The organism is Microtetraspora sp. NBRC 13810, from assembly GCF_030268685.1.
Taxonomy (GTDB): Bacteria; Actinomycetota; Actinomycetes; order Streptosporangiales; family Streptosporangiaceae; genus BSRQ01.
The window spans coordinates 812,520-832,292 of record NZ_BSRQ01000001.1 but is presented as its reverse complement, the minus strand read 5'-3'; the positions used below and the strand labels follow the sequence as shown (position 1 = coordinate 832,292).

The 19,773-nt window shown below is 66.7% G+C and carries 27 protein-coding genes; all 27 read left to right on the top strand.

Going from position 1 to position 19,773, the window contains the following annotated elements:
* Positions 1–1,084 (top strand): DNA-directed RNA polymerase subunit beta (locus QSK26_RS03805; RefSeq protein ID WP_502888661.1); only part of this gene is annotated, 1,084 nt, incomplete at its 5' end.
* Between the two features lie 18 nt (positions 1,085–1,102).
* Positions 1,103–4,978 carry a DNA-directed RNA polymerase subunit beta' gene (locus tag QSK26_RS03800; protein ID WP_285773508.1) on the top strand — a complete coding sequence of 1,292 codons (3,876 nt, stop codon included), beginning with the start codon at positions 1,103–1,105 and terminating at the stop codon, positions 4,976–4,978.
* A 510-nt stretch (positions 4,979–5,488) separates the two neighbouring features.
* Entirely contained in the window at positions 5,489–5,863 is a 375-nt protein-coding gene (gene rpsL, locus QSK26_RS03795) for a 30S ribosomal protein S12 (protein WP_061253213.1), read from the top strand.
* A 1-nt stretch (position 5,864) separates the two neighbouring features.
* Positions 5,865–6,335 carry a 30S ribosomal protein S7 gene (gene rpsG, locus QSK26_RS03790; protein ID WP_285773507.1) on the top strand — a complete coding sequence of 157 codons (471 nt, stop codon included), beginning with the start codon at positions 5,865–5,867 and terminating at the stop codon, positions 6,333–6,335.
* A gap of 123 nt (positions 6,336–6,458) precedes the next feature.
* Positions 6,459–8,507: an elongation factor G gene (gene fusA / locus QSK26_RS03785; protein WP_502888660.1), complete on the top strand. Its 2,049-nt coding sequence runs from the start codon at positions 6,459–6,461 to the stop codon at positions 8,505–8,507.
* A gap of 91 nt (positions 8,508–8,598) precedes the next feature.
* Positions 8,599–9,792: an elongation factor Tu gene (gene tuf, locus QSK26_RS03780; protein ID WP_285773505.1), complete on the top strand. Its 1,194-nt coding sequence runs from the start codon at positions 8,599–8,601 to the stop codon at positions 9,790–9,792.
* 231 nt (positions 9,793–10,023) lie between these two features.
* Positions 10,024–10,332, top strand: a complete 309-nt coding sequence (rpsJ, locus tag QSK26_RS03775) for a 30S ribosomal protein S10 (RefSeq protein WP_012887830.1) — start codon at positions 10,024–10,026, stop codon at positions 10,330–10,332.
* A gap of 14 nt (positions 10,333–10,346) precedes the next feature.
* On the top strand, positions 10,347–11,000 hold the full coding sequence (gene rplC / locus QSK26_RS03770; RefSeq protein ID WP_285773504.1) for a 50S ribosomal protein L3: 654 nt from the start codon (positions 10,347–10,349) through the stop codon (positions 10,998–11,000).
* Positions 10,997–11,644 carry a 50S ribosomal protein L4 gene (gene rplD, locus QSK26_RS03765; protein ID WP_285773503.1) on the top strand — a complete coding sequence of 216 codons (648 nt, stop codon included), beginning with the start codon at positions 10,997–10,999 and terminating at the stop codon, positions 11,642–11,644. The genes rplC and rplD overlap by 4 nt, the downstream gene beginning before the upstream one ends.
* Positions 11,644–11,946 carry a 50S ribosomal protein L23 gene (gene rplW / locus QSK26_RS03760; protein WP_285773502.1) on the top strand — a complete coding sequence of 101 codons (303 nt, stop codon included), beginning with the start codon at positions 11,644–11,646 and terminating at the stop codon, positions 11,944–11,946. The genes rplD and rplW overlap by 1 nt, the downstream gene beginning before the upstream one ends.
* Before the next feature lie 46 nt (positions 11,947–11,992).
* A complete protein-coding gene (gene rplB / locus QSK26_RS03755) occupies positions 11,993–12,829 on the top strand; it encodes a 50S ribosomal protein L2 (protein ID WP_285773501.1) in 837 nt (278 codons plus the stop codon).
* An 11-nt stretch (positions 12,830–12,840) separates the two neighbouring features.
* Positions 12,841–13,119, top strand: a complete 279-nt coding sequence (gene rpsS, locus QSK26_RS03750; RefSeq protein ID WP_285773500.1) for a 30S ribosomal protein S19 — start codon at positions 12,841–12,843, stop codon at positions 13,117–13,119.
* A 31-nt stretch (positions 13,120–13,150) separates the two neighbouring features.
* Positions 13,151–13,519: a 50S ribosomal protein L22 gene (rplV, locus tag QSK26_RS03745; RefSeq protein WP_285773499.1), complete on the top strand. Its 369-nt coding sequence runs from the start codon at positions 13,151–13,153 to the stop codon at positions 13,517–13,519.
* Positions 13,519–14,370 carry a 30S ribosomal protein S3 gene (gene rpsC / locus QSK26_RS03740; protein ID WP_285773498.1) on the top strand — a complete coding sequence of 284 codons (852 nt, stop codon included), beginning with the start codon at positions 13,519–13,521 and terminating at the stop codon, positions 14,368–14,370. The genes rplV and rpsC overlap by 1 nt, the downstream gene beginning before the upstream one ends.
* Before the next feature lie 2 nt (positions 14,371–14,372).
* Entirely contained in the window at positions 14,373–14,792 is a 420-nt protein-coding gene (rplP, locus tag QSK26_RS03735) for a 50S ribosomal protein L16 (RefSeq protein WP_285773497.1), read from the top strand.
* Positions 14,792–15,028 (top strand): 50S ribosomal protein L29, encoded by a 237-nt coding sequence (gene rpmC / locus QSK26_RS03730; RefSeq protein ID WP_285773496.1) that lies wholly within the window; start codon positions 14,792–14,794, stop codon positions 15,026–15,028. Before rplP ends, rpmC begins: the two co-directional genes overlap by 1 nt.
* On the top strand, positions 15,021–15,305 hold the full coding sequence (gene rpsQ, locus QSK26_RS03725; protein ID WP_285773495.1) for a 30S ribosomal protein S17: 285 nt from the start codon (positions 15,021–15,023) through the stop codon (positions 15,303–15,305). Before rpmC ends, rpsQ begins: the two co-directional genes overlap by 8 nt.
* Positions 15,306–15,493: 188 nt before the next feature.
* On the top strand, positions 15,494–15,862 hold the full coding sequence (rplN, locus tag QSK26_RS03720; RefSeq protein ID WP_238499624.1) for a 50S ribosomal protein L14: 369 nt from the start codon (positions 15,494–15,496) through the stop codon (positions 15,860–15,862).
* On the top strand, positions 15,863–16,174 hold the full coding sequence (rplX, locus tag QSK26_RS03715; protein WP_285773494.1) for a 50S ribosomal protein L24: 312 nt from the start codon (positions 15,863–15,865) through the stop codon (positions 16,172–16,174).
* Positions 16,174–16,743, top strand: a complete 570-nt coding sequence (rplE, locus tag QSK26_RS03710; protein ID WP_285773493.1) for a 50S ribosomal protein L5 — start codon at positions 16,174–16,176, stop codon at positions 16,741–16,743. The genes rplX and rplE overlap by 1 nt, the downstream gene beginning before the upstream one ends.
* Before the next feature lie 12 nt (positions 16,744–16,755).
* Positions 16,756–16,941 (top strand): type Z 30S ribosomal protein S14, encoded by a 186-nt coding sequence (locus QSK26_RS03705; protein WP_285773492.1) that lies wholly within the window; start codon positions 16,756–16,758, stop codon positions 16,939–16,941.
* Positions 16,942–17,058: 117 nt separating this feature from the next.
* Positions 17,059–17,457, top strand: a complete 399-nt coding sequence (gene rpsH / locus QSK26_RS03700; RefSeq protein WP_285773491.1) for a 30S ribosomal protein S8 — start codon at positions 17,059–17,061, stop codon at positions 17,455–17,457.
* A gap of 19 nt (positions 17,458–17,476) precedes the next feature.
* Positions 17,477–18,019, top strand: a complete 543-nt coding sequence (gene rplF, locus QSK26_RS03695) for a 50S ribosomal protein L6 (RefSeq protein ID WP_285773490.1) — start codon at positions 17,477–17,479, stop codon at positions 18,017–18,019.
* A gap of 2 nt (positions 18,020–18,021) precedes the next feature.
* Complete coding sequence (gene rplR, locus QSK26_RS03690; RefSeq protein ID WP_285773489.1) at positions 18,022–18,405, top strand: 50S ribosomal protein L18; 384 nt, start codon at positions 18,022–18,024, stop codon at positions 18,403–18,405.
* 40 nt (positions 18,406–18,445) lie between these two features.
* Entirely contained in the window at positions 18,446–19,078 is a 633-nt protein-coding gene (gene rpsE / locus QSK26_RS03685) for a 30S ribosomal protein S5 (RefSeq protein ID WP_285773488.1), read from the top strand.
* 2 nt (positions 19,079–19,080) lie between these two features.
* The gene (gene rpmD, locus QSK26_RS03680) at positions 19,081–19,263 is read left to right on the top strand and encodes a 50S ribosomal protein L30 (RefSeq protein WP_012887849.1); all 183 of its coding nucleotides are present in this window, start codon (positions 19,081–19,083) and stop codon (positions 19,261–19,263) included.
* Positions 19,264–19,265: 2 nt separating this feature from the next.
* Positions 19,266–19,721 carry a 50S ribosomal protein L15 gene (gene rplO, locus QSK26_RS03675; RefSeq protein WP_285773487.1) on the top strand — a complete coding sequence of 152 codons (456 nt, stop codon included), beginning with the start codon at positions 19,266–19,268 and terminating at the stop codon, positions 19,719–19,721.
* Positions 19,722–19,773 lie beyond the last annotated feature (52 nt).

Genomic DNA, 19,773 nt, shown 5'->3' with positions numbered 1-19,773 from the left:
GCGGCTGCTGCGGGCGATCTTCGGTGAGAAGGCGCGTGAGGTCCGTGACACCTCGCTGAAGGTGCCGCACGGCGAGCAGGGCAAGGTCATCGGCGTCCGGGTGTTCTCCCGCGAGGAGGGCGACGAGTTGCCGCCCGGGGTGAACGAGCTGGTCCGCGTCTATGTGGCGCAGAAGCGTAAGATCACCGATGGTGACAAGCTGGCCGGCCGGCACGGTAACAAGGGTGTCATCTCCAAGATCCTGCCGGTCGAGGACATGCCGTTCCTGGAGGACGGCACGCCGGTCGACATCATCCTCAACCCGCTGGGCGTGCCCGGCCGGATGAACGTCGGGCAGGTGCTGGAGACCCATCTGGGCTGGATCGCGGCCCGAGGATGGGACATCGAGGGACTGGACGAGGCGTGGGCCGAGCGGCTGCGCGACAAGGGCTTCGGCCAGGTCGCCGCCCGTACCAACGTCGCCACCCCGGTCTTCGACGGTGCCCACGAGGACGAGATCACCGGCCTGCTGAACAACACCCTGGTCAACAGGGACGGGCAGCGCATGGTCGGCGTCAACGGCAAGGCGAGGCTCTTCGACGGCCGCTCGGGCGAGCCCTTCCCGCACGAGATCTCGGTCGGCTACATCTACATCCTGAAGCTGCTGCACCTGGTCGACGACAAGATCCACGCGCGTTCGACCGGCCCGTACTCGATGATCACCCAGCAGCCGCTGGGTGGTAAGGCGCAGTTCGGCGGTCAGCGTTTCGGTGAGATGGAGGTGTGGGCGCTGGAGGCGTACGGCGCCGCCTACGCCCTCCAGGAGCTGCTGACCATCAAGTCCGACGACGTCACCGGCCGCGTGAAGGTCTACGAGGCCATCGTCAAGGGCGAGAACATCCCCGAACCGGGCATCCCTGAGTCTTTCAAGGTGCTCATCAAGGAGATGCAGTCGCTCTGCCTGAACGTCGAGGTGCTCTCGAGCGACGGCATGTCCATCGAAATGCGTGACACCGACGAGGACGTGTTCCGCGCCGCGGAGGAGCTGGGCATCGATCTCGCCCGGCGTCCTAACGAGGGTGCCATGAGCGTCGACGAGGTCTGATTCAAGAGGGGATGAGAAGTGCTCGACGTCAACTTCTTCGACGAGCTGCGAATCGGTCTCGCGACGGCCGACGATATTCGTCAGTGGTCCCACGGCGAGGTGAAGAAGCCGGAGACCATCAACTACCGGACCCTGAAGCCCGAGAAGGACGGACTCTTCTGCGAGAAGATCTTCGGTCCTACCCGGGACTGGGAGTGCTACTGCGGTAAGTACAAGCGGGTTCGCTTCAAGGGCATCATCTGTGAGCGCTGTGGCGTCGAGGTGACCCGGGCGAAGGTGCGCCGTGAGCGGATGGGCCACATCGAGCTGGCCGCTCCGGTCACCCACATCTGGTACTTCAAGGGCGTTCCGTCCCGGCTGGGCTACCTGCTGGACCTCGCCCCGAAGGACCTGGAGAAGGTCATCTACTTCGCGGCGTACATGATCACTCATGTCGACGCCGAGATGCGGGACCGCGACCTGCCGTCGCTGGAGGCGAAGATCTCCGTCGAGCGGCAGCACATCGAGCAGCGTCGCGACGCCGACGTGGAGACCAGGCAGAAGAAGCTCGAAGGCGACCTGGCCGAGCTTGAGGCGGCCGGTGCCAAGGGCGACCAGCGCCGCAAGGTCCGCGAGGGCGCCGACCGCGAGATGCGCCAGCTCCGTGACCGGGCCCAGCGTGAGCTGGACCGGCTGGAGGAGGTCTGGACCCGGTTCAAGAACCTCAAGGTCCAGGATCTCGAGGGCGACGAGATGCTCTACCGCGAGATGCGCGACCGTTTCGGCCGCTACTTCCGCGGCGGCATGGGCGCCCAGGCGATCCAGGAGCGGCTGGTCTCCTTCGACCTCAACGCCGAGGCCGAGAACCTGCGCGAGACCATCCGCAGCGGCAAGGGGCAGAAGAAGGCCCGCGCGCTCAAGCGGCTCAAGGTCGTCTCGGCGTTCCTCAACACGAGCAACTCGCCGAACGGCATGGTCCTCGACTGCATCCCGGTCATCCCGCCGGACCTGCGCCCGATGGTGCAGCTCGACGGTGGCCGGTTCGCCACCTCCGACCTGAACGACCTGTACCGCCGGGTCATCAACCGGAACAACCGCCTCAAGCGTCTGCTCGACCTCGGCGCCCCCGAGATCATCGTGAACAACGAGAAGCGGATGCTCCAGGAGGCCGTGGACGCGCTGTTCGACAACGGCCGCCGCGGTCGCCCGGTGACCGGTCCCGGTAACCGGCCGCTCAAGTCGCTGTCCGACATGCTCAAGGGCAAGCAGGGCCGGTTCCGCCAGAACCTGCTGGGCAAGCGAGTCGACTACTCCGGCCGTTCGGTCATCGTCGTCGGCCCGCAGCTCAAGCTGCACCAGTGCGGCCTGCCCAAGCAGATGGCGCTGGAGCTGTTCAAGCCGTTCGTGATGAAGCGGCTCGTGGACCTCAACCACGCGCAGAACATCAAGTCGGCCAAGCGGATGGTGGAGCGGGCCCGTCCCGTCGTGTGGGACGTGCTCGAAGAGGTCATCACCGAGCACCCGGTGCTGCTGAACCGGGCGCCCACCCTGCACCGCCTGGGCATCCAGGCCTTCGAGCCGCAGCTGGTCGAGGGCAAGGCCATCCAGATCCACCCGCTCGTCTGCACCGCGTTCAACGCGGACTTCGACGGCGACCAGATGGCCGTGCACCTGCCGCTGTCGGCCGAGGCCCAGGCCGAGGCGCGCATCCTGATGCTCTCGACCAACAACATCCTCAAGCCGGCCGACGGCAAGCCGGTGACGATGCCCACCCAGGACATGGTCATCGGGCTCTACTGGCTGACCACGCAGAAGGACGGCGCGCCCGGCGAAGGCCGGGTCTTCGGCTCCATCAGCGAGGCCCTGATGGCCTTCGACCGGCGCGAGCTGGACATGCAGGCCAACATCCAGATCCGGCTCAAGGACGTCCCGCCGCCGCGCGGCTGGGCCGCTCCGGAGGGCTGGGAGGCCGGCGAGACGCTGCGCCTGGACACCACGCTGGGCCGCTGCCTGTTCAACCAGACCCTCCCGGCCAACTTCCCGTTCGTGAACTACCAGGTCGGCAAGCGCCAGCTTTCGGCCATCGTGAACGAGCTGGCGGAGACCTACCCGAAGGTCGAGGTCGCGACGGCGCTGGACGCGCTGAAGGACGCGGGCTTCCACTGGGCGACCCGGGCCGGTGTCACGATCTCCATCGAGGACGTCGTGGCCCCGCCGAACAAGGCGAGCATCATGGAGTCCTACGAGCGCAGGGCCGACAAGGTCCAGCGCGAGTACGAGCGCGGCCTGATCACCGACGAGGAGCGCCGTCAGGAGCTCATCGAGATCTGGACGCACGCGACGGCCGACGTCGAGACCGACATGGTCAACGCCTTCCCGGCGACCAACTCGGTCTGGATGATGGTCAACTCCGGCGCCCGCGGTAACAAGATGCAGGTCCGGCAGATCGCGGGCATCCGTGGTCTGGTGTCCAACACCAAGGGTGAGACGATCCCGCGGCCGATCAAGTCCTCCTTCCGCGAGGGCCTGTCGGTGCTGGAGTACTTCATCTCCACCCACGGCCAGCGGAAGGGTCTGGCGGACACCGCGCTGCGGACCGCCGACTCCGGTTACCTGACCCGTCGTCTGGTCGACGTCGCGCAGGACGTCATCGTGCGCGAGATCGACTGCGGCACCGACCGCAGCGTCCCGCTCCCGGTGGGCGAGCGCGACGCCTCGGGCAACCTCGCCAAGGCCGAGAACGCCGAGAGCAACGTGCACGGCCGCATCCTGGCCGAGGACGTCGAGGTGGACGGCAAGCTGGTCGCGGCCGCCGGTGTCGACATCAACGACAACACGGTCACCGCGCTGGTCGAGGCCGGCGTGGAGACGGTGCGCACCCGCAGCGCGCTGGTCTGCGAGGCCAAGATCGGGGTCTGCGCGACCTGCTACGGCCGCTCGCTGGCCACCGGCAAGCTGGTGGACGTCGGCGAGGCGGTCGGCATCATCGCCGCCCAGTCGATCGGTGAGCCGGGCACCCAGCTGACGATGCGGACCTTCCACACCGGTGGTGTGGCGGGCGCCGACATCACCCACGGTCTGCCCCGTGTCACCGAGCTGTTCGAGGCGCGCATCCCCAAGGGTGTCGCCCCGATCACCGAGGTCACCGGCCGGATCAGGATCGACGAGACCGACAAGACGCGCAAGGTGGTGATCGTTCCGGACGACGGCTCCGAGGAGATCGCCTACCCGGTGTCCATGCGGTCCCGCCTGCTGGTCTCGGAGGGGCAGCACGTCGAGGTGGGCAACCAGCTCATCGCCGGTGCGGTCAACCCCAACGAGGTGCTGCGCATCCTCGGCCCGCGGGCCGTGCAGCTGCACCTGGTGGCGGAGGTCCAGCAGGTCTACCGCTCGCAGGGTGTGTCGATCCACGACAAGCACATCGAGATCATCGTCCGCCAGATGCTCAAGCGCGTGAACGTGCTGGAGTCCGGCGACACGGACCTGCTGCCCGGCGAGCTCGTCGAGCGGCCCCGGTTCGAGATCATGAACCGCGAGTGCGTGGCGGAGGGCGGCCAGCCGGCTTCCGGCCGTCCCGTCCTCATGGGCATCACCAAGGCGTCGCTGGCCACCGAGTCGTGGCTGTCGGCGGCGTCCTTCCAGGAGACGACCAGGGTGCTCACGGACGCGGCCATCCACGCCAAGTCCGACTCCCTGCTCGGCCTCAAGGAGAACGTCATCATCGGTAAGCTCATCCCGGCCGGCACGGGCATGCCCCAGTACCGCAACATCCGGGTCGAGCCCACCGAGGAGGCCAAGGCCGCCATGTACACGGTGGGCGGCTACGACGGTTCCGCGGCCGACTACACCTTCGGCACGGGCAGCGGCGAGGCCGTCCCGCTGGAGGAGTACGACTTCGGTCAGTACAACCGCTGATTGATCGCGAAGCGCCCGAAACCACTACGGTTTCGGGCGCTTCGCGCGTTTCCCGGGTGAAACCGGGCGTACGGCAGGCCGACCCGCGACAGGTGGCGAATGGGACGCGGCACCGGGGAGGAGCGGGTAAACTTTGCCACGGGCCATTTGTGGCCGGATGGACACCGGCCGCAAGACCTGTGGCGCGAAGAGACCGCCGTCGGTAACGGCGGTCGAGGGACGCAGCCGTTTTGACGTGTTGCGATGGGCTGGGTAGTCTTTCCCTTCGTGCCCGTGTCTTCATGGGCTCTCATGCGTGCGCATGGCCGGTCGCTCTTTTCAGGGCGTCCCGGACGAGGCGCGACATGACCTCTCCCCAGGGTCCGGCCTAGCCGGGAGTGTTGCGAGCAGAGTGCGACACGCCCGAGCGCGGGGGTCGGCGCTGGAAGAAAACCAGCAGGTCAAGACACCGGCAGAACCTGCGAATGCACGACGACACGAATCACCGGCCAAAGCAGGAACGGAGACGCGGTGCCCACGATTCAGCAGCTGGTCCGCAAGGGCCGCCAGGACAAGGTCAGTAAGACCAAGACACCGGCGCTCAAGGGGAGCCCGCAGCGGCGCGGCGTCTGCACGCGCGTTTACACGACTACTCCCAAGAAGCCCAACTCGGCGCTCCGCAAGGTGGCCCGTGTCCGGCTCACCAACGGCATCGAAGTGACGGCCTACATCCCGGGTGTCGGTCACAACCTTCAGGAGCACTCCATCGTGCTCGTGCGTGGCGGTCGTGTTAAGGACCTGCCGGGTGTTCGCTACAAGATCATCCGTGGTTCGCTGGACACCCAGGGTGTCCGCAACCGCAAGCAGGCCCGCAGCCGTTACGGCGCGAAGAAGGAGAAGAGCTGACATGCCGCGTAAGGGTCCCGCGGGGCGCCGCCAGCTGGTCGCCGACCCCGTGTACAGCTCGCCGCTGGTGACAGCGCTCATCAACAAGGTGCTGCTGAGCGGCAAGCGCTCGCTTGCCCAGACGATCGTCTACGACGCCCTGGAGGGCTGCCGGGAGAAGACCGGCAACGACCCCGTGGTCACCCTCAAGCGGGCGCTCGACAACGTGAAGCCCACCCTGGAAGTGCGCAGCCGCCGTGTCGGTGGCGCGACCTACCAGGTGCCGGTCGAGGTGCGCGCGGCGCGCAGCACCACGCTGGCCCTCCGCTGGCTGGTGCAGTACAGCCGCGCCCGCCGCGAGAAGACCATGACCGAGCGGCTGATGAACGAGCTGCTCGACGCGAGCAACGGCCTCGGTGCCAGCGTCAAGCGGCGCGAGGACACGCACAAGATGGCCGAGTCCAACAAGGCCTTCGCCCACTACCGCTGGTAGTGCCCTAAAGGCCGGCCGGGATCTCCGTCCCGCGACGGCCAAAGCTCTAGAGACGACGAGGACGCGAGAGAAGTGGCCACCACGACCGCTCTTGACCTGGCCAGGGTCCGAAATATCGGGATCATGGCCCACATCGACGCGGGCAAGACCACGACGACCGAGCGCATCCTGTTCTACACCGGGATCAACTACAAGATCGGTGAAGTCCACGAGGGCGCTGCCACGATGGACTGGATGGAGCAGGAGCAGGAGCGCGGCATCACCATCACCTCCGCCGCGACCACCTGTAGCTGGCTTGATCACACGATCAACATCATCGATACGCCCGGGCACGTGGACTTCACCATCGAGGTGGAGCGCTCCCTGCGCGTCCTCGACGGCGCCGTCGCGGTCTTCGACGCCGTCGCCGGCGTCGAGCCGCAGTCCGAGACCGTGTGGCGCCAGGCCGACCGGTACGGCGTGCCGCGGATCTGCTTCGTCAACAAGATGGACCGGGTCGGCGCGGAGTTCCACCGCTGCGTGGACATGATCGTGTCCCGCCTGGGTGCCACGCCGCTGGTCATCCAGCTCCCGCTGGGCGTCGAGTCGGACTTCAAGGGCGTCATCGACCTGGTGAAGATGAAGGCCCTGGTGTGGAGCGCCGAGGCCGCCAAGGGCGAGATGTACGACACCGTGGAGATCCCGGCGGATCACATCGACGCCGCCCGCGAGTGGCGCGACAAGCTCATCGAGACGGTCTCCGAGAACGACGACGAGCTCATGGAGCTCTTCCTCGAGGGCGTCGAGCCCACCGAGGAGCAGCTCGTCGCGGCGATCCGGCGGGCCACGCTGGCCAGTGCGATCAACCCGGTCCTGTGCGGCACCGCGTTCAAGAACAAGGGCGTGCAGCCCCTGCTCGACGCGATCGTCGCCTACCTCCCCGCGCCGACCGACATCCCGGCCTTCAAGGGCTATGCGGTCGGCAACGAGGAGCAGATCATCGAGCGTCACGCGGACCCGAAGGAGCCCTTCTCCGCGCTCGCGTTCAAGATCATGAGCGACCAGCACCTCGGCCGTCTCACCTACATCCGGATCTACTCGGGCACGCTCGAGACCGGCATGGCGGTGACCAACTCGGTCAAGGGCAAGAAGGAGCGGATCGGCAAGATCTACCAGATGCACGCCAACAAGCGCGAAGAGCGCGCGTCGGCGGCAGCCGGTTCGATCGTCGCCGTGATGGGCCTCAAGGACACCACCACCGGTGACACGCTGAGCGACCCGAACAACCAGGTCGTGCTGGAGTCGATGACGTTCCCGGCGCCGGTCATCAACGTGGCGATCGAGCCCAAGACCAAGGGCGACCAGGAGAAGCTCAGCACCGCGATCCAGCGCCTGGCCGAGGAGGACCCCTCCTTCCAGGTCCGCCGGGACGAGGAGACCGGGCAGACGGTCATCTGGGGTATGGGTGAGCTCCACCTGGAGATCCTCGTCGACCGGATGCGCCGCGAGTTCAAGGTCGAGGCCAACGTCGGCCGCCCGCAGGTCGCCTACCGCGAGACCATCCGCCGCAAGGTGGAGAAGGTCGAGTACACGCACAAGAAGCAGACCGGTGGTTCCGGCCAGTTCGCGCGCGTGATCATCGACCTGGAGCCGCTGGGCGAGGGCAACGACGGTTACGAGTTCCAGAACAAGGTCACCGGTGGCCGCATCCCGAGGGAGTACATCCCGTCGGTGGACGCGGGCGCGCAGGAGGCGGCCGAGTTCGGTGTGCTCGCCGGCTACCCGATGGTCGGCGTCAAGGTCACCCTCCAGGACGGGGCCTTCCACGAGGTCGACTCGTCGGAAATGGCCTTCAAGATCGCCGGTTCGATGGCCTTCAAGGAGGCCGCGCGCAGGGCGGACGCCGTACTCCTCGAGCCGATGATGGCCGTAGAGGTCACCACGCCCGAGGACTACATGGGTGACGTCATCGGTGACCTCAACGGTCGCCGCGGGCAGATCCAGGCGATGGAGGACCGGACGAACGTCAAGGTCATCAAGGCGCTCGTCCCGCTGTCGGAGATGTTCGGCTATGTGGGTGACCTGCGGAGCAGGACCCAGGGCCGGGCCGTGTACAGCATGCAGTTCGACTCCTACGCGGAAGTGCCTCCGGGCATCGGCAAGGAGATCGTCGCGAAGGCTCGGGGCGAATAGCCTCCCCGGTCCCGGACCCGGCGACGGGTCCGGGACCTGAGCCCGAGTGAAGAGACGCAAGTCAAGTCAGAATCTCTAAGGAGACAGAGCAGTGGCCAAGGCCAAGTTCGAGCGGACCAAGCCGCACGTGAACATCGGCACCATTGGGCACATCGACCACGGCAAGACCACTCTGACCGCGGCGATCACCAAGGTGCTTCACGACCGTTACCCGGACCTCAACGAGTCGACCCCGTTCGACAAGATCGACAAGGCTCCCGAGGAGAAGGCGCGCGGTATCACCATCTCCATCGCGCACGTCGAGTACCAGACCGAGAAGCGGCACTACGCCCACGTGGACTGCCCCGGTCACGCCGACTACGTGAAGAACATGATCACCGGTGCCGCGCAGATGGACGGTGCGATCCTCGTGGTCGCCGCCACCGACGGCCCGATGCCGCAGACCAAGGAGCACGTGCTCCTGGCCCGTCAGGTCGGTGTGCCCTACATCGTCGTCGCCCTGAACAAGGCCGACATGGTGGATGACGAGGAGATCCTGGAGCTCGTCGAGCTCGAGGTTCGCGAGCTGCTGTCCGCCCAGGAGTTCCCGGGCGACGACCTGCCCGTGGTCCGCGTCTCCGCGCTGAAGGCGCTGGAGGGCGACGAGAAGTGGGCCGACAGCATCATCGAGCTCATGACCGCCGTGGACGACAACGTCCCCGAGCCGACTCGTGAGACCGACAAGCCGTTCCTCATGCCGATCGAGGACGTCTTCTCGATCACCGGTCGCGGTACGGTCGTCACCGGCCGTATCGAGCGCGGTATCGTGAAGGTGAACGAGACCGTCGACATCATCGGCATCAAGGACACCAAGACCACCACCACGGTCACCGGTGTCGAGATGTTCCGCAAGCTGCTCGACGAGGGCCAGGCCGGTGACAACGTCGGTCTGCTCCTCCGTGGCATCAAGCGCGAGGACGTCGAGCGCGGTCAGTGTGTCATCAAGCCGGGCACCACGACCCCGCACACCGAGTTCGAGGCCCAGGTCTACATCCTGGCCAAGGACGAGGGCGGCCGTCACACGCCGTTCTTCAACAACTACCGCCCGCAGTTCTACTTCCGTACCACGGACGTGACCGGCGTGGTCAACCTGCCCGAGGGCACCGAGATGGTCATGCCCGGTGACAACACCGAGATGACCGTCCAGCTCATCCAGCCCATCGCGATGGAGGACGGTCTCAAGTTCGCCATCCGTGAGGGTGGCCGCACCGTCGGCGCCGGCCGGGTAACCAAGATCATCAAGTAGCACGACCGCGGGGCGGCGGTCGGCCCGTACGGGCCGACCGCCGTACCACGAAAGGGGACCTGGTCCGTATGGCCGGGTTCCTCTGCGGCCCGACGCGACCTGGGCCGTGATCTCGCAGCGGTTTCGACTCGTTCGAAACACCTGCAAGTTCACGGAAAGAGGTGGCTGGGCCGGCGGCGACAGGCCGCACGAAGCTTTTACAGGACGACAGCGAAGGACACCGAGGCCACTATGGCGGGACAGAAGATCCGCATCCGGCTTAAGGCCTATGACCACGAGGTCATCGACAGCTCGGCCAAGAAGATCGTCGAGACGGTGACGCGTACCGGAGCGAAGGTCGCGGGCCCGGTGCCGCTGCCGACCGAGAAGAACGTGTACTGCGTCATCCGCTCGCCGCACAAGTACAAGGACAGCCGCGAGCACTTTGAAATGCGTACGCACAAGCGGCTGATTGACATCATCGACCCGACGCCGAAGACCGTCGACTCGCTCATGCGACTCGACCTCCCCGCAGGCGTCGACATTTCGATCAAGCTCTGAGGGAACGCACTGACATGGCTAAGCAGATCAAGGGCGTCCTGGGCAAGAAGCTCGGCATGACCCAGGTCTTCGACGCGGACAACCGGATCGTCCCGGTCACCGTGGTCGAGGCCGGTCCGTGCGTGGTGACCCGGGTCCGCACTCCCGAGAGCGACGGCTACTCCGCCGTCCAGCTCGGGTTCGGACAGGTCGACCCGCGCAAGGTCAACAAGCCGCTGGGTGACTACCTGCGCAAGCACGAGATCACCCCGCGCCGCTACTTCGCCGAGATCCGCACGGACGACGCGAGCGAGTACACGATCGGTCAGGAACTGCTGGCCGACACTTTCGAGGCCGGCCAGTTCGTCGACGTGACGGGCAAGAGCAAGGGCAAGGGCTTCGCGGGTGTCATGAAGCGCCACGGCTTCGGTGGTCTGGGGGCCTCGCACGGTACCCAGCGCAAGCACCGTTCGCCCGGTTCCATCGGCGGCTGCGCCACTCCCGGCCGCGTTTTCAAGGGTGTGCGCATGGCGGGGCGGATGGGCAACGTCCGCACCACCATCCAGAGCCTCAAGGTGCACGCCGTGGACGCCGAGAAGGGGCTCATCCTGATCAAGGGTGCGATTCCCGGCGCCAACGGCAGCCTGGTCCTCATCCGCACCGCTGCCAAGAAGGGGGCCGCGAAGTGAGCACCGTTGACGTCCTTGACGCGAGCGGTGAGAAGACCGGCTCGGTCGAGCTGCCGGAGGAGATCTTCGGCGCCAAGGTCAATGTCCCGCTGATCCACCAGGTCGTCGTGGCCCAGCTCGCCGCTCGCCGGCAGGGCACCCACAAGGCGAAGACCCGTGGTGAGGTCAGCGGTGGCGGCAAGAAGCCGTACCGCCAGAAGGGCACCGGTCGCGCCCGTCAGGGTTCGACCCGCGCCCCGCAGTTCACCGGTGGTGGCGTCGTGCACGGCCCCGTGCCGCGCGACTACACCCAGCGCACGCCCAAGAAGATGAAGGCCGCCGCCCTCCGCGGCGCCCTGTCGGACCGGGCGACCCACGGCCGCGTGCACGTGGTCAGCACCCTGGTGAGCGGCGAGACCCCCAAGACCAAGTCGGCGCTCCAGGCGCTGCGCAAGGTCACGCAGTCCGCCCGCGTGCTCGTCGTCGTCGAAGAGAACGACGAGGTCACCTGGCTGAGCCTGCGTAACGCGCCCGAGGTCCACCTGCTGGACGCGGGCCAGCTCAACACCTATGACGTGCTCTGCAACGACGACGTGGTCTTCACCCAGGCGGCTTACGACCAGGTCGTGGCGAGGCTGAGCCAGAGCGGGAAGGATGACGCCTGATGGAGAAGATCGCCGACCCGCGCGACATCATCATCAAGCCGGTCGTCTCTGAGAAGAGCTACGGCCTGATCGATGAGCACAACAAGTACACGTTCCTGGTGAGGAAGACGGCGAACAAGACCCAGGTCAAGATCGCCGTCGAGCAGATCTTCGGCGTCAAGGTCACCAGCGTGAACACCATCAACCGGGCGGGCAAGCGCAAGCGCACCCGCACCGGCTACGGCAAGCGTCCCGACACCAAGCGCGCGATCGTGAGCCTGGTGGACGGCGACCGGATCGACATTTTCGGTCAGGTCGGCTGAACCGCCGACAGCCGTAGTGCTAACCGACGAAGGATGAACGAAAAAGATGGGCATCCGTAAATACAAGCCGACGACCCCGGGTCGCCGCGGCGCCAGTGTCTCGGACTTCGCCGAGATCACGCGTAGCACGCCCGAGAAGTCGCTGCTTGCCCCCCTGCACAACAAGGGCGGCCGTAACGTGCACGGCCGGGTGACCGCCCGGCACCAGGGCGGCGGCCACAAGCGCGCCTACCGGATCATCGACTTCCGGAGGAACGACAAGGACGGCATCCCGGCCAAGGTCGCTCACATCGAGTACGACCCGAACCGGACCTCCCGGATCGCGCTGCTGCACTACGCCGACGGCGAGAAGCGCTACATCATCGCGCCGACCGGCCTCAAGCAGGGGGACCGCATCGAGAACGGCCCGGGCGCCGACATCAAGCCGGGCAACTGCCTGCCGCTGCGCAACATCCCGACCGGTACCTTCATCCACGCGGTGGAGCTCCGTCCGGGCGGCGGCGCCAAGCTGGGCCGCTCCGCGGGAGCGCAGATCCAGCTCCTCGCCAAGGAGGGCCAGTACGCCACGCTGCGTATGCCCTCCGGTGAGATGCGCATGGTCGATGTGCGCTGCCGGGCCTCGGTGGGCCAGGTCGGCAACGCCGAGCAGGCCAACATCAACATCGGTAAGGCCGGCCGTAACCGCTGGAAGGGCAAGCGCCCGACCGTCCGCGGTGTCGCCATGAACCCCGTCGACCACCCGCACGGTGGTGGTGAGGGCAAGACCTCCGGCGGTCGTCACCCGGTGAACCCCAAGGGCAAGCCCGAGGGTCGTACCCGGCAGGCGAACAAGGCCAGCGACCGGCTGATCATCCGTCGTCGGAGCAAGAGGAAGAAGCGGTAGGAGCAGCCGATATGCCACGTAGCCTCAAAAAAGGCCCCTTCGTCGACGACCACCTGATCAAGAAGGTGGAAGTCCAGAACGACAAGGGCACCAAGAACGTCATCAAGACGTGGTCGCGGCGCTCCATGATCGTGCCCGACATGCTCGGTCACACGATCGCCGTACACGACGGCCGCAAGCACGTCCCGGTGTTCATCACCGAGTCGATGATCGGCCACAAGCTGGGTGAGTTCGCTCCCACGCGGACCTTCCGCAGCCACGTCAAGGAAGACCGCCGTAGCCGGCGATAGCAGCCTTCAGAAGCACTAAGAGGAGTAAGCGATGGAAGCCAGGGCTCAGGCGCGGTTCGTCCGTGTCACGCCCCAGAAGGCCCGCCGTGTGGTGGACCTCATTCGCGGGCTGCCCGCTTCGGAGGCGCAGGCCGTGCTGCAGTTCGCTCCCCAGGCGGCGAGCGAGCCCATCTACAAGGTGCTCTCCAGCGCCATGGCGAATGCGGAGCACAACTACCAGCTCGACCGCGACACGCTGGTCGTGAGCCGCGTGTGGGTCGACGAGGGCCCGACACTCAAGCGGTTCCGTCCTCGCGCCCAGGGCCGCGCCTATCGGATCAACAAGCGGACGAGCCACATCACAGTGATCGTCGAGTCCCGGCCCCAGGGCCAGGGCAAGCCGAAGGGAAGGACCCGCTAGTGGGCCAGAAGGTTAACCCGCACGGGTTCCGCCTCGGCATCACGACCGACTTCAAGAGCCGGTGGTACGCCGACAAGCTCTACAAGAGCTATGTCGCCGAAGACGTGTCGATCCGTCGCATGCTGCAGCGCGGCATGGAGCGGGCCGGCATCTCCAAGGTGGAGATCGAGCGCACCACCGACCGTGTCCAGGTCGACATCCACACCGCCCGGCCGGGCATCGTCATCGGCCGTCGCGGCGCCGAGGCGGACCGCATCCGTGGCGACCTCGAGAAGCTGACCAAGAAGCAGGTTCAGCTCAACATCCTCGAGGTCAAGAACCCCGAGATCGACGCCCAGCTCGTCGCCCAGGGCGTGGCCGAGCAGCTGTCCAGCCGTGTCTCGTTCCGGCGGGCCATGCGCAAGGCCATGCAGTCGGCGATGAAGAGCGGCGCCAAGGGCATCCGGGTCCAGTGCTCGGGTCGTCTGGGCGGCGCCGAGATGTCCCGTTCGGAGTTCTACCGCGAGGGCCGCGTGCCCCTGCACACGCTCCGGGCCGACATCGACTACGGCTTCTACGAGGCCCGCACCACCTTCGGCCGGATCGGCGTGAAGGTGTGGATCTACAAGGGTGAGGCCCCGACCTCTCGCGCCGAGCGCGAGGCGGCGGCGGCCGGTGCCCGGGCAGGGCAGCGCCGGGACCGCACCGACCGGCCGCAGCGCGGCCGCGGCGGTGACCGTCGCGGCGGCGGCGGTGGCGGCCGTGACGGCGGCCCCCGCGGCGGCGGCCGTGGCCCGAAGACCGAATCCACCGCGCCCGCTGGGGCGCCCGACTCCGGCCCGGCGGAACAGCCGGGTGCTGAAGGGAGCTGACCATGCTGATCCCGCGCAGGGTCAAGCACCGCAAGCAGCACCGGCCCGACCGGCACGGCGCGGCCAAGGGTGGCACGAAGGTCGTCTTCGGCGAGTTCGGCATCCAGGCGCTTGAGCACAGCTACGTGACCAACCGCCAGATCGAGGCCGCTCGTATCGCGATGACCCGGCACATCCGCCGTGGCGGAAAGGTGTGGATCAACGTCTACCCGGACCGTCCGCTCACCAAGAAGCCGGCCGAGACCCGCATGGGTTCCGGTAAGGGTTCGCCCGAGTGGTGGATCGCCAACGTCAAGCCTGGCCGCGTCATGTTCGAGCTTTCGGGTGTGGCCGAGCCGGTGGCTCGCGAGGCGCTGCGGCGTGCCATGCACAAGCTGCCCATGAAGTGCCGGTTTGTGAAGCGAGAGGTCGGTGAGGCGTGATGGCTAAGGGCCTGACCGCCGCTGAGCTGCGGCAGAATGACAAGGACGAGCTGGTCACCAAGCTGAAGGAAGCCAAGGAGGAGCTGTTCAACCTCCGCTTCCAGGCCGCGACCGGTCAGCTGGAGAGCCACGGGCGGCTCCGCGCCGTTCGTCGTGAGATCGCCCGTATCTACACCGTGATGCGGGAGCGGGAGCTTGGCATCATCACGGAAGTGAAGGAGCCGAGCGATGGCTGAGACCACCGAGCAGACCGCGACCGAGCAGCGTAACTACCGCAAGACCCGTGAGGGTCTCGTCGTCAGCGACAAGATGGACAAGACCGTCGTCGTCGCCGTCGAGGACCGCGTGAAGCACCCGCTGTACGGCAAGGTCATCCGCCGCACCACCAAGTACAAGGCGCACGACGAGGCCAACGAGTGTGGCGTCGGCGACCGCGTTCTGCTCATGGAGACCCGGCCGCTGTCCGCGAGCAAGCGGTGGCGCGTCGTGGAGATCCTCGAGCGGGCCAAGTAGAAACGCGTTCCGTGGGGGCTGCGGCCCCCACGGAGACGTCCAAGGGTGCGACGCCGAGAGGTGCCGTACCGCCTGCGGCGGCGGTCGCCGGTCGGGAGACCGGGGCTGACGCCGGGGGACCAAGACCACAGTAGGTTCCGCCAGGCTCACCACGAAGGTGAGAACCGGCGCGACACACAGGAGTTGACGTGATCCAGCAGGAGTCGCGACTCAAGGTCGCCGACAACACGGGTGCCAAGGAGATTCTCTGCATCCGTGTGCTCGGCGGCTCGGGTCGGCGCTACGCGGGAATCGGCGACATCATCGTCGCCACGGTGAAGGACGCCCTTCCCGGCGGCGGTGTGAAGAAGGGTGAGGTCGTCAAGGCTGTCGTGGTGCGCACCCGCAAGGAGCGCCGCCGCCCTGACGGCTCCTACATCCGCTTCGACGAGAACGCCGCGGTCATCATCAAGGACAGCGGTGACCCCAGGGGCACGCGTATCTTCGGTCCGGTCGGACGCGAGCTGCGCGAGAAGAAGTTCATGCGCATCATCTCGCTCGCTCCGGAGGTGTTGTAAATGCCGAAGCTGCATGTGAAGAAGGGTGACCTCGTCCAGGTCATCTCCGGCAAGGACAAGGGTGCCAAGGGCCGGATCATCGCCGCCTACCCGCGGGAGGACCGCGTGGTGGTCGAAGGCGTGAACATGATCAAGAAGCACTCCAAGGAGACCCACCAGGGTCCGCGTGGCGCCAAGACCGGCGGCGTGCAGACCTATGAGGCTCCCATCCACGTGAGCAACGTCAAGAAGCTCAAGGATGAAAAGCCGGAGAAGGACGAAAAGCCCGCCGCGAAGGCCGAGAAGGCCGACGAATCGGGTGAGGACAACTGATGACCGCCACCACTGAAGAGCGCACGATCCCGCGCCTCAAGCAGCGCTACCGCGAGGAGATCATCGCGAAGCTGCGTGAGGAATTCGGCATCGAGAACATCATGCAGGTGCCCACGCTCACCAAGATCAAGGTGAACATGGGCGTCGGCGAGGCCGCTCGCGACTCCAAGCTCATCGAGGGCGCGGTCCGCGACCTCACCGCGATCACCGGCCAGAAGCCGGCCGTGGCCCGGGCCCGCAAGTCCATCGCGCAGTTCAAGCTCCGCGAGGGCATGCCCATCGGCGCGCACGTCACGCTTCGCGGCGACCGGATGTGGGAGTTCCTCGACAGGCTGCTGTCGCTGGCTCTGCCTCGTATCCGTGACTTCCGCGGTCTGTCGCCGAAGCAGTTCGACGGCAACGGCAACTACACGTTCGGTCTGACCGAGCAGGTCATGTTCCACGAGGTCGACCAGGACAAGGTCGACCGGCAGCGTGGCATGGACATCACGGTCGTGACCACCGCGACGAATGACGAGCAGGGCCGGGCGCTGCTGAAGCTCCTCGGGTTCCCGTTCAAGGAAGCATAGGAGGGGCGGATCATGGCGAAGAAGTCGCTGATCGCCAAGGCGTCGCGCAAGTCGAAGTTCGAGGTGAGGGCATACACTCGGTGCTCCCGCTGTGGCCGGCCCCGCGCCGTCTACCGTAAGTTCGGGTTGTGCCGTGTGTGCTTCCGTGAGATGGCACACCGGGGCGAGCTGCCCGGCATCACCAAGTCGAGCTGGTAGACGCCACGGCACTGCCGTAGCACAAGTAGTCATATCAACCGGGCGCTGCCTCAAGCGCCCATGACCGCGCCGTAGGTCCACATCGAGTGGAAACCGCGGCGAGGAGGGCCACCGGCCATGACGATGACCGACCCGATCGCAGACATGCTGACGCGTCTGCGTAACGCGAACTCGGCTTACCACGACACCGTGGCGATGCCGTACTCGAAGATCAAGGCGCATATCGCCGAGATCCTCCAGCAGGAGGGTTACATCCAGGCCTGGAACGTCGAAGACGCCCAGGTCGGTAAGAACCTCGTGGTGGAGCTGAAGTTCGGGCCGACTCGCGAGCGGTCTATCGCGGGCCTGCGCCGGGTGTCGAAGCCCGGACTGCGGGTCTATGCAAAGAAGGACAATCTGCCTCGGGTTCTGGGGGGGCTGGGCATCGCGATCATCTCGACGTCCGGCGGGCTCATGACCGACAAGCAGGCCGGCAAGCGTGGCGTGGGCGGGGAAGTCCTCGCCTACGTCTGGTAACGAGGGGAGGAATCTCAGCATGTCGCGAATCGGACGGCTGCCCATCCCCGTACCGAATGGTGTGGACATCACCATCGAGGGCCGGGATGTCACGGTCAAGGGGCCTAAGGGCACGCTTTCGCACAAGGTCGCCGAGCCCATCGACGTGGCTCGGGCCGACGACGGCACCATCACCGTCACGCGTCCCAACGACGAGAACAAGATCCGTGCGCTGCACGGCCTGTCCCGGACGTTGATCGCCAACATGGTCTCCGGCGTCACCCAGGGGTACTCCAAGACCCTGGAGATCGTCGGTGTCGGTTACCGCGTCCAGGCCAAGGGCCCGACGCAGCTGGAGTTCTCGCTGGGCTTCAGTCACCCGGTGACGGTCGACGCCCCCGAGGGCGTGACCTTCCGCGTCGAGCGTCCCACGCTGTTCCACGTGGACGGCATCGACAAGCAGAAGGTCGGCGAGGTCGCCGCCAACATCCGCAAGTTGCGCAAGCCCGACCCGTACAAGGGCAAGGGTGTGCGCTACCAGGGCGAGGTTATCCGCCGCAAGGTCGGAAAGGCTGGTAAGTAGGCATGGCTCCGAAGGCCGCGTTCGGCAAGCACACGGCTGCCCGCGCCGTCTCGCGGGCCCGCCGGCACACCCGCGTCCGGAAGAAGGTCGTCGGTACGGCGGAGCGGCCGCGTATGGTCGTCAACCGCTCGACCCGGCACATGTTCGTGCAGATCGTGGACGACACCGCCGGTCACACGCTGGTGAGCGCGTCCACCATGGACGTGTCCATGCGCACGACCGAGGGTGACAAGACCTCGAAGGCGAAGAAGGTCGGCGAGCTTCTCGCTCAGCGGGCCAAGGCCGCCGGGATCACCGCTGTCGTTCTCGACCGCGGTGGCAACCGCTACGCGGGGCGCATCGCAGCCCTCGCGGACAGCGCCCGTGAAGGTGGGTTGGACTTCTAGTGACCACCCGTCTTATGAGCAACGAGAAGAGGAACCACTGATGGCTGCAGCTCCGCGCCGCGGCGCAGGCGGCGGTGGCGAGCGGCGGGACCGTCGTGACGATCGCCGCGGTGGCGCCGCCGACAAGGGCGTCTCGTACATCGAGCGCGTCGTGAAGATCAACCGAGTGGCCAAGGTCGTCAAGGGCGGTCGGCGTTTCAGCTTCACCGCCCTGGTCGTCGTCGGTGACGGCAACGGCCTGGTCGGCGTCGGCTACGGCAAGGCCAAGGAAGTCCCCGCGGCCATCGCCAAGGGCGTCGAAGAGGCCAAGAAGCACTTCTTCAAGGTGCCGCGCATCCTCGGCACCATCCCGCACACCGTGCAGGGTGAGGACGCCGCCGGCGTCGTCCTGCTGCGTCCGGCCTCGGCCGGTACCGGTGTCATCGCGGGTGGTCCGGTGCGCGCCGTCCTGGAGTGCGCCGGCATCCACGACGTGCTGTCCAAGTCGCTCGGCTCGGACAACCCGATCAACATCGTGCACGCCACCGTGGCGGCTCTGAAGGGCCTCTCGCGCCCCGAGGAGATCGCCGCCCGGCGTGGCCTGCCGATCGAGGACGTCGCGCCCAAGGCGATGCTCAAGGCCCGTGCCGAAGGCATGGCCGAGGCCGCCGCGGCGGCCAAGGCGGTGAGCTGACCATGGCGCGTCTGAAGATCACTCAGGTTCGCTCCAAGATCGGCGGCAAGCAGAACCAGCGTGACTCGCTGCGGTCGCTTGGCCTGAAGCGCATCGGCGACGTCGTCGTCAAGGAGGACCGCCCGGAGATCCGTGGCATGGTCACCGTGGTGACGCACCTTGTCACGGTGGAAGAGGTCGACTGATCATGTCTGAGAACACTCCGCTCCGCATTCACGACCTGCGGCCCGCCCCGGGCGCCAACAAGGCCAGGATCCGTAAGGGTCGCGGCGAGGCGTCCAAGGGCAAGACCGCCGGCCGTGGTACGAAGGGGACCAAGGCCAGGAAGACGACTCCGCTCGGCTTCGAGGGTGGCCAGGTTCCGCTCCAGCGCCGGTTGCCGAAGCTCAAGGGCTTCTCCAACGCGCTGTTCAAGACGACCTACCAGGTCGTCAACCTGGACAAGCTCGGCGAGCTGTTCCCCGAGGGTGGCGAGGTCACCGTCGAGACGCTGGTCGCCAAGGGCGCGGTTCGCAAGAACCAGCTGGTGAAAGTCCTCGGAACCGGTGACATCTCCGTCGCGGTGAACGTGCAGGTGCACGCCTTCTCCGCGAGCGCCAAGGAGAAGATCGCCGCGGCCGGGGGATCGACCACCGAGCTGTAATCGCACGAAGAGGCGCGGGGGCTTGTTATGGGCCTCCGCGCCCCTGGTGCGT